The organism is Streptomyces milbemycinicus (assembly GCF_002154605.1).
In the GTDB taxonomy this organism is placed as follows: Bacteria; Actinomycetota; Actinomycetes; order Streptomycetales; family Streptomycetaceae; genus Streptomyces; species Streptomyces milbemycinicus.
The window spans coordinates 1-8827 of the sequence record NZ_MUNE01000534.1; the positions used below are offsets into that span (position 1 = coordinate 1).

The 8827-nt window shown below is 72.2% G+C and carries 7 protein-coding genes; all 7 read left to right on the forward strand.

Going from position 1 to position 8827, the window contains the following annotated elements:
• The first annotated feature begins 24 nt into the window (after positions 1-24).
• Complete coding sequence (locus CCN51_RS36895; RefSeq protein WP_014174879.1) at positions 25-777, forward strand: (Fe-S)-binding protein; 753 nt, start codon at positions 25-27, stop codon at positions 775-777.
• On the forward strand, positions 774-2276 hold the full coding sequence (locus tag CCN51_RS36900; RefSeq protein ID WP_014174880.1) for a lactate utilization protein B: 1503 nt from the start codon (positions 774-776) through the stop codon (positions 2274-2276). The genes CCN51_RS36895 and CCN51_RS36900 overlap by 4 nt, the downstream gene beginning before the upstream one ends.
• On the forward strand, positions 2273-2926 hold the full coding sequence (locus CCN51_RS36905) for a LutC/YkgG family protein (protein WP_014174881.1): 654 nt from the start codon (positions 2273-2275) through the stop codon (positions 2924-2926). The genes CCN51_RS36900 and CCN51_RS36905 overlap by 4 nt, the downstream gene beginning before the upstream one ends.
• 149 nt (positions 2927-3075) lie before the next feature.
• Entirely contained in the window at positions 3076-3267 is a 192-nt protein-coding gene (locus tag CCN51_RS36910; protein WP_043489530.1) for a hypothetical protein, read from the forward strand.
• 175 nt (positions 3268-3442) lie between these two features.
• Positions 3443-5050, forward strand: coding sequence for a penicillin-binding transpeptidase domain-containing protein (locus CCN51_RS36915; RefSeq protein WP_043489532.1), 1608 nt, complete (start codon positions 3443-3445; stop codon positions 5048-5050).
• Between the two features lie 125 nt (positions 5051-5175).
• The gene (locus tag CCN51_RS36920; protein WP_014174884.1) at positions 5176-6417 is read left to right on the forward strand and encodes an ROK family transcriptional regulator; all 1242 of its coding nucleotides are present in this window, start codon (positions 5176-5178) and stop codon (positions 6415-6417) included.
• 225 nt (positions 6418-6642) lie between these two features.
• Positions 6643-8827, forward strand: a 2185-nt coding sequence (locus CCN51_RS36925) for a glycoside hydrolase family 2 TIM barrel-domain containing protein (protein WP_086860590.1), incomplete at its 3' end; no start/stop codon positions are given.

Here is an 8827-nt window from a genome sequence, read left to right on the forward strand (position 1 = left end):
GGCCGGGGGCCAGGAGGAGGAACCGTGCGCGTAGCGCTCTTCATCACCTGCGTCAACGACACGCTCTATCCCCGCACCGGGCACGCCGTCGTCACCCTCCTCGAACGGCTGGGTGTCGAGGTCGGCTTTCCGCCGGGGCAGAGCTGCTGCGGTCAGGCGCAGTTCAACACCGGCTACCGCCATGAGACCGAGCCCTTGGTGCGCCGTTTCGCCGAGGCGTTCGAGGACTACGACTATGTGGTCACCCCCTCGGGGTCGTGCGCCGCCATGGTGCGCGACAACTATCCGAGGATCGGGGCGAAGGCGGCCGCCGAGGGCCGTGGCCAGGAGCTGACCGAGCTCGCCGCCGCGGCAGTACCCAAGACGTACGAACTCACCGAGTTCATCACCGACGTCCTCAAGGTGACGGACGTGGGCGCGTACTATCCGCACACCGTGACCTACCACCCCACCTGCCACGGGCTGCGGATGCTGCGCCTGGGCGACCGCCCCCGCCGGCTCCTCGCGGCCGTCGCGGGACTGGAGCTGGTCGAGCTGCCGGGCGCGGAGGAGTGCTGCGGCTTCGGTGGCACGTTCGCCGTGAAGAACACGGCGGTCTCGGCCGCGATGGGCGCCGACAAGGCGCGCAACATCACCGCCACCGGGGCCGAGGCGGTGTGCACGGTCGACAACTCGTGTCAGATGCACATCGGCGGGACGCTCGCCCGGCAGGGCTCGACGGTCCGCCCGGTCCATATCGCCGAGATCCTGGCGAGCACCGAAGGAGACGTCTGGTGACCGGCACCTATCTGGGTATGCCCGCGTTCCCCGTGGCGGCCGCCACCTCGACCAGGAACACGCAGCTGCGCGCCAATCTGCGGCACGCCACGCACACCATCCGCGCCAAGCGCGCCAAGGCCGTCGCGGAGCTGGCGGACTGGGGCGAGCTGCGCGCCGCGGGCGCGGCGATCAAGGACCGTACGCTGCGCCATCTCGACCACTATCTGGAGCAGTTGGAGAGCGCCGTGACGGCGGCGGGCGGCCAGGTGCACTGGGCGGCGGACGCGGACGAGGCGAACCGGATCGTCACCGAGCTGGTCCGGGCCACCGGCGAGCGCGAGGTCGTCAAGGTCAAGTCGATGGCCACGCAGGAGATCGGGCTGAACGACGCGCTCGCCGAGGCGGGCATCCGCGCGTACGAGACCGATCTGGCGGAGCTGATCGTGCAGCTCGGCGACGATCTGCCGTCGCACATCCTGGTGCCCGCGATCCATCGCAACCGCACCGAGATCCGCGACATCTTCACCGACCAGATGGCCCGCTGGGGCCGCCCCGCGCCTGAGGGGCTGACGGACGCCCCGGCCGATCTGGCGGAGGCGGCGCGGCTGCATCTGCGCGAGAAGTTCCTGAACGCCAAGGTCGGCATCTCGGGCGCCAACTTCATGGTGGCCGAGACCGGCACGCTGGTCGTGGTGGAGTCCGAGGGCAACGGCCGGATGTGTCTGACGCTCCCCGAGACGCTGATCTCCGTCGTGGGCATCGAGAAGGTGGTGCCGACGTGGCAGGACCTGGAGGTGTTCCTCCAGCTGCTGCCCCGCTCCTCGACGGCGGAGCGGATGAACCCGTACACCTCCACCTGGACCGGCACCACCGACGGCGACGGCCCGCGCGCCTTCCATCTGGTCCTCCTCGACAACGGCCGTACGGACACGCTCGCCGACACCGTCGGGCGCCAGGCGCTGCGCTGCATCCGCTGCTCGGCGTGTCTGAATGTGTGCCCGGTGTACGAGCGGGCGGGCGGCCATGCGTACGGGTCGGCGTACCCGGGGCCGATCGGGGCGATCCTCACACCGCAGCTGCGCGGTACGCAGAGCGAGCTGGACGCCTCGCTGCCGTACGCCTCGTCGCTGTGCGGGGCGTGCTACGAGGTGTGCCCGGTGGCCATCGACATCCCGGAGATCCTGGTCCATCTGCGCGAGCGGGTGGTCGAGGGCGGCCCGGTGTCGGTGCGCGGGACCCGGACCGTCATCAAACCGGCCAAGGGGCATGCCGCTGAGCGCGCCGCGATGCGGGCGGCGCGCTGGGCCTTCGACCATCCGGGGGTGCTGCGCGCCGGGCAGCGGCTGGCCGCCCGTACCCGCCGTTTCCATCCGAGCCGGCTGCCGGGGCCGGGGCGGGCGTGGACGGACACCCGGGAGCTGCCGGAGGTGCCCGCCGAGTCGTTCCGGGACTGGTGGCGCAGAACACGCGGCGACGAGGGTGAAACGAGCGGGACGAAGGGGAGGAAGACGACGTGAGCAGCCGAGACCTGGTGCTGGCCCGCGTCCGCCGCGCGCTGGCGGACGTCCCCCGTACGGAGCGCCCCTCCGAGGCTCCTGTGGACCGCGGCTATCTGCGGGCCCACGGGGACCGGACCACGGCGCAGACCGTGGATCTGCTCGCGGAGAACCTGGCCGACTACCGGGCGATCGTCCACCGTACGGACCCCAAGGGGCTCCCGGGCCTGATGGCCCGGCTGCTGGACGGGCGCGGCGCGACGAGCGTGGTGCTGCCGCCGGGGCTGCCCGCCGAGTGGCTTTCGGCCGTCGACGCGCAGCGGGTGGAGCGGATCGCGGACACCGAGGAGCTGACCCCGCACGATCTGGACGCGGTCTCCAGCGTGGTCACGGGCTGCGCGGTGGCCGTGGCCGAGACGGGGACCGTCGTACTGGACGCGGGCCCTGACCAGGGGCGTCGGCGGATCACACTGGTGCCGGACCACCACATCTGTGTCATCCGGGTGCCCGAGCAGGTCGTGGACTCCGTGCCGCAGGCCCTGGAACGGCTGGCTCCGGGGCGCCCGTTGACCTGGATCTCCGGGCCGTCCGCGACCAGCGATATCGAACTGGACCGGGTGGAGGGGGTGCACGGCCCGCGCACCCTGGAGGTCGTTCTCGTCGAGAGCTGAGGCCGTCGCAACAGGGCCGCGACAGGGGCCGCGGCCGGCCGTCCAGAGCCGTGCGCCGGATGCGGCCTTGCTCACATACCCGCGGTAACAGCGCACTTGAACGTTTTGCGCTGGTGCCGTTGTCGGTGGCGGCCCGTACTCTAGTGCGCATGCGTCCGACTCCTACTCACCACGAACCCGCTTTAATCACCACGCCCACCGACCAGGCGAACGAGGCGATCCGCGTGTTTCTGCGCGCGCGGGCCGGCCGGGCGCTGCGCCCTCAGGAGCGCGTCGAATACGGTCGGTTGCTCTCGGTCTACACCAGGGCGCTGCGGGGAGAGGTCGAGCAGGCGGCATGAGCCGCGGCGGCGCGCCGGAGGGCGTGTCGCGGGTCACGCCGTGCGCTCGTGGCCTGAACTACCCCTTGTGATGGAGTATCACCATCCATAGGTTGTGAACTCGTTGTGCGCCCTGCCGCTTGACGCGGGGGTGGAGCGGCAGGGCGCCAGCCATCATGGGGGGATGGACCAGGGCATGCGTGCAGCGGGAAGAGCCGTGCTCGGTGTGACAGCGGTTGCGGTCGTGGGCGTAGCGGGCCTCGGCGCGTACAACGTGTACACCGGGCTCACCGGGGGCGAGAAGGGGCCGGGCCACGACGGCGCGGTGACCTCGTCCGAAGTGCGGGAGACCGCTGGGAAGTTTCTGGCCGCCTGGGCCGATCAGAACGATATGCGGGCCGCGCAGCTCACCAATGACGCCGAGTCCGCCGTGGCCGCGCTGAGCGGCTACCGCAAGGACGGCCATGTGTCGAAGCTGACGCTCAAGGCGGGCCAACCGCACGGCACCCGGGTGCCGTTCGATGTCACGGCCGATATCTCCTTCGAGGACGCCCACTCCAGCTGGACGTATGCCTCGGAGCTGTCGGTGGTGCGCGGCAGGACGACGGGCCGGCCGCTGGTCGACTGGACCCCCGCCGTACTGCACCCCAAGCTGACGGCCGAGCGTCCGGCCCTGCGGACGGGCCTCGCCGAGTCGGAGTCGGTCAAGGTGGTGGACCGGGACGGCAAGGAGCTGACGAAGGACCGCTATCCCTCGCTCGGCCCGGTGCTGACCGAGCTCCGCACGAGATACGCCGCCGCCACGGGCGCCGCCAGCCGGGTCGAGGTGTGGGCGGCCGGTGCGAGCGGCAAGCCCACGACGACGCTCCATGTGGTGGCCAAGGGCAAGCCGGGCACGCTGCACACGACGCTCGACGCGCAGGTGCAGAGCCGGGCCGAGAAGGCGGTGGCCAAGCGTACGGGTGCCTCGGTGGTCGCGCTCAAGCCCAGCACGGGTGAGGTGCTCGCGGTCGCCAACTCCGGCCGCGACGAGTTCAATCCGGCCCTCCAAGGGGCCACCGCGCCCGGTTCGACGTTCAAGATCGTTACCTCGGCGGCGCTGCTGGAGTCCGGCAAGGTCACGCCCGGCCGCGCGGTGCCCTGCCCCAAGACCACCTCGTACCAGCAGGGCATGACCTTCCACAACGTCGAGGACAGCGAGAATCCGGCCGCCACCTTCGCCCAGGACTTCGCGGCCTCCTGCAACACCGCCTTTGTCTCGCTGGCCGGCGATCTGTCCGACAGCTCCGTCGCCAACGAGGCGCGGGACGTGTTCGGGATCGGGCTCGACTGGCATGTGGGGGTGCAGACCTTCGACGGCTCGGTCCCCACGGGCGGCGGGGACGACAAGGCCGCCGCGCTGATCGGGCAGGGCAAGGTGCAGATGAACCCGCTCACCGTGGCCTCGGTGGCGGCCACCGCCCAGACCGGTACGTTCCGCCAGCCCGTCATCGTGCCGCGGTCCCTGATCAGCGAGAAGACGGCGACGGCGAAGCGCGCTCTGAGCCCGGCGGCCGTCGGGCAGCTGAGGGCCATGATGCGGCTCACCGCCACCAGTGGCACGGCGGCGCGCGCGATGTCCGGGCTCACCGGGGACATCGGGGCGAAGACCGGCTCCGCCGAGATCGACGGGCAGCCGACCACGAACGCCTGGTTCACGGCCTACCGGAACGACATGGCGGCCGCGGCCGTGGTCGTGCAGGGCGGCCATGGCGGGGACGCGGCGGGTCCGGTCGTCAGGGACGTACTCACGACCCACGGCTAGAAAAGCCGCGGCGCGCGGCCACCGCTTCGTACGACGGTTGCGCGAAGGGGTTGTCCAGGTGCGGCGCGCGGCCTAGTGTGGCGCGGCATCATACGGGCCGCACCACCGAGCACGGAGGACCCGGCGTGAAGCGCACGTCCCGTGATATCCGCACCGAGAACCGCTACGACGTGCTGCGCCACATCATCGCCGAGTCCCCCGTCTCCCGGCAGCAGTTGGCCGCCGCGACCGGGCTGAGCCTGGCCACCGTCGCCACCCTCGTCGGCGAGCTGCTGGACTTCGGCATGCTGGTGGAGGGCGGATACGAGGACTCCGACGGTGGCCGGCCGCGCGGCCTGGTCGCCGTCAACGCCGCCGGCGGAGCGCTGATCGGCGTGGACGTGGCCGAGACCTACATCCATGTCGAGCTGTTCGACCTGGCCCTGACCGTACTGGCCCGCGCCGACGAGGAGCTGCGCCCCGGCGAGCGGGACGCGGCGCGGCTCGTCGGGCGCATCGCCGCCGCCGTGGCCGATGTCGTGGAGCGGTCGGCCGTCGCCGCGGACCGGGTGCTGGGCGTCGGGGTCAGCATGCCGGGGCAGGTGGACCGCGAGGGCGGGGTGTCCGTCTACGCCGCCAACTGGAACTGGCACGACGTCCCGCTGCTGGACCTGCTGGCCGAACACCTCCCCTATCCGCTCCACCTCGACAACCCGCTGCGCGCCAGCACCGTCGCCGAGCAGTGGTTCGGCGCGGCGCGCGGGCACGGTGACGCGATCGTGGTCAACCTGGGTACGGGCGTGGGGGCCGGGCTCGCGCTGGGCGGCGCGCTGCACCGGGGGGTGACCAACAGCGCCGGAGAGTGGGGGCACACCACCCTCGTCCTGGACGGGCGGCTGTGCCACTGCGGCAACCACGGCTGCGTGGAGACGTACGTGGGCGCCCCCGCCATCATGCGCACCCTCGGCGAGCTGAGCCCCGACAGCCCCCTGCTGCACCCCGACGACCAGACCGCCACCATCGAAGCGCTCGGCCGGGCGCTGGCCGACGGCGATCCGGTGGCCGCGCAGGTGGTCCGCGAGACCGCCCGCTATCTCGGCGCGGCCCTGGCCGACCTGGTCAATCTGCTCAACCCGGAGGTGATCGTGGTCAGCAGCTGGGTGGCCACCGCGCTGGGCGAGCCGCTGCTGGTCGAGGTGCGCGAGGCGGTGGCGCGGCGCGCCCTGCGCCGCCCCTTCGCGAGCGTCGAGATCGTACTGTGCCCGATCCCGACCAACCCCGTGAGCCTCGGGGCCGCGACCTTCGCTCTGGAGGGCTCGCTCGCGGCCATGAAATCGAAGCATCACCGCACGCCCGCCGCCAACGGCGGCCGCGGCAGCGCGTCCTGATTCCCGGCCCGCGCACGCACCCGCACACGCACCCGCGCCCTCACCCGCACAAGCGCTTGCAACAGACTTCGTCCAACCCCTTGCAAAAGTCTTTCGAGGCTCGTTAACGTCCCGTGCTGGCGGCCCGGGCCGAAGCGCTCGGGCCGACGCGCGCTCGGGCCGCTGGGGCGCGTACCGACCGATCGCCTCCATCGCAGATACCTCCATCGCAGACCGAGGAGACCGATGAGCACCACCCCCGACGCCCAGCTGCCCTACTACGAGGACATGTCCCCGGGCACCGGAGGGCTGCCGCCCCGCGCCTGGACCGCCGGGTCCGACGCCGCCCGGCTGGGCCTGGGCGGCGACTGGGCCTTCCGGCTGTCGCCGACCGCCACCGCCGAGGACGAGTCCTTCGCCCGCCCCGACTACGACGCCTCCGGCTGGGGCACGGTCGCCGTGCCGGGCCACTGGGTGCTTCAGGGCCACGGCGCGCCCATCTACACCAATGTGCTCTATCCGTTCCCGGTCGACCCGCCACGGGTGCCCACCGAGAACCCGACCGGCGACCACCGCCGGGTCTTCGACCTGCCCGAGGACTGGCCGGCCGACGGCGGCGCCGTGCTGCGCTTCGAGGGTGTGGAGTCCTGCGCCCGGGTCTGGCTCAACGGGCAGGAGCTGGGCGTCTTCAAGGGCAGCCGGCTGCCGCACGAGTTCGCGGTGGGCGAGCTGCTGCGGCCGAGCGGCAATGTGCTGGCCGTACGCGTCCACCAGTGGTCCTCGGGCACCTACCTGGAGGACCAGGACCAGTGGTGGCTGCCCGGGATCTTCCGCGAGGTGACCCTGCTGCACCGCCCGGCCGACGCGGTCACCGACTTCTTCGTGCACGCCTCCTACGACCACGCCTCCGGCGAGGGCACGCTGCGGGTCGACGCCGAGCCCGGCGGCCGGGTCACCGTACCGGAGCTGGGCCTCGACCTGGCCACCGGCGAGAGCGCGACCGTGGCCGTCGAGCCGTGGACGGCCGAGACCCCGCGGCTGTACGAGGCCACGCTCGCCACCGGCGGCGAGCGGGTGGCGCTGCGGGTGGGCTTCCGTACGGTCGTCGTCGAGGACGGCGTGATCAAGGTCAATGGCGAGCGGGTGCTGTTCCGCGGGGTCAACCGGCATGAGTTCCACCCCGAGACCGGGCGCGCCGTGGACCTGGAGACCATGCGCCAGGACCTGGTGCTGATGAAGCGGCACAACATCAACGCCGTACGCACCAGCCACTACCCGCCGCACCCCGCCTTCCTCGACCTGTGCGACGAACTGGGCCTGTGGGTGATCGACGAATGCGATCTGGAGACCCATGGCTTCGTCGACCTCGGCTGGCGCGGCAACCCGGTCGACGACGACCGCTGGACCCCGGCCCTGGTGGACCGGGCCCGCCGGATGGTCGAGCGGGACAAGAACCACGCGTCGGTGGTGATGTGGTCGCTGGGCAACGAATGCGGCACCGGCCGCGGGCTGACCGCCATGGCCGACTGGATCCGCGAGCGCGACCCCTCGCGCGTGATCCACTACGAGGGCGACATGTCCTGCGCCGATACGGACGTCTACTCGCGGATGTACGCCCCGCACGAGGAGGTCGACCAGATCGGGCAGCGCACCGAGGCCGCCTGGGCGGACGCCGAGCTGGACGCCAAGCGCCGGGCGCTCCCCTTCATCCTGTGCGAGTACGCCCACGCCATGGGCAACGGGCCGGGCGGGCTCAGCGACTACCAGCGGCTGTTCGAGACGCATGAGCGCTGCCAGGGCGGCTTCGTCTGGGAGTGGATCGACCACGGCATCGCCAAGCGCACCGCCGAGGGCGAGCTGTTCTACGGGTACGGCGGGGACTTCGGCGAGGAACTGCACGACGGCAACTTCGTCTGCGACGGGCTGCTCTTCCCCGACCGCACCCCGTCCCCCGGTCTGATCGAGTACAAGAAGGTCATCGAGCCGGTCCGGATCGAGGGCGACGGCGCGGCGGGCACGCTCCGCATCACCAACACCCATGACTTCGCCGACCTGTCCCATCTGACGTTCTCCTGGGCCTACGAGGCCGAGGGCGTGGAGGTCGGCGGCGGTGAGCTGGCGGTCCCGCCGCTGGCCCCGGGCGAGTCCGCGGACCTCAAGCTCCCCGACCGGCCCGCGACGGGCACGGGCGGCGAGGCGCTGTGGACCGTACGGGCGCTGCTCGCGGCCGACACCGCGTGGGCGGAGGCGGGCCACGAGGTGGCATGGGGGCAGATCCCCGCCACCACCCCGACCGCCCCGGCCGCCTCGGGAGGCGTCCTCGCGCCGCGTCGCGAGGACGGCGCGCTCGTGCTGGGCCCGGGGGCCTTCGACCCGGCCACCGGCGCGCTGCTCTCCCTCGGCGGCCTCGCCGTCACCGGCCCCCGGCTCG